The following is a 586-nucleotide window of genomic DNA, read 5'->3' as shown; positions in this document are numbered from 1 at the left end:
TTGTGTGACCCAGCCGACAGCGTGCAGGGCCTTCCTACGGCACGGCCCGAGGTCCGGGCAACGGCTTGTCGCACTAGTCGTTGGTGTGGTAACGACTGCAGCACGAGCACATCCGGCGGCCGAGGAGTGGCATGGACGACGTCGACCCGGCAGCCGCCCTCGCCGGACTCCGCGACCGGGCCGCGATCGCCGACGTGCTGGCCGCGTTCTGCGAGCGGGTCGACGAGTACGACATCGCCGGCCTGGACACGGTCTTCACCGCCGACTGCGCCACCGACTACGGGCCCGGCCGGGGCGGCCCCGTCTCGGGGCTGGCGGCCGTCCAGGCCCGGATCGGCCGGGGGCAGGCCGAGTTCCGCCGCACCCACCACCAGCTGGGCCAGAGCCGGGTGCGCCTCGACGGCGACACCGCCGAGGCCGCCACCTACGTGACCGCCACCCACGAGCACCGGGACGGCGCGCGCTCGCGGGTGCACCTGCGCTACCTCGACCGGCTGCGGCGGACCCCCGCCGGGTGGCGGATCGCCGCGCGCACGGTGGCCGCGACGGTCGTCGAGGGGATGCCGGGCACCGCCTGGGTCTGGGT

1 protein-coding gene is annotated in these 586 nt (G+C 75.3%); it reads left to right on the top strand.

Annotation, left to right across the window (positions count from 1 at the left end; translation table 11 throughout):
- Nucleotides 1–131 precede the first annotated feature (131 nt).
- Nucleotides 132–586: nuclear transport factor 2 family protein (locus GCU67_RS21070; protein WP_163613459.1), on the top strand; the 455-nt coding region annotated here is incomplete at its 3' end.

The sequence above is a fragment of the Modestobacter muralis genome (assembly GCF_010682105.1).
GTDB classification, from domain to species: Bacteria; Actinomycetota; Actinomycetes; order Mycobacteriales; family Geodermatophilaceae; genus Modestobacter; species Modestobacter muralis.
The sequence above is the reverse complement of the archived record's forward strand: the minus strand, read 5'-3'. Positions and strand labels throughout refer to the sequence as shown.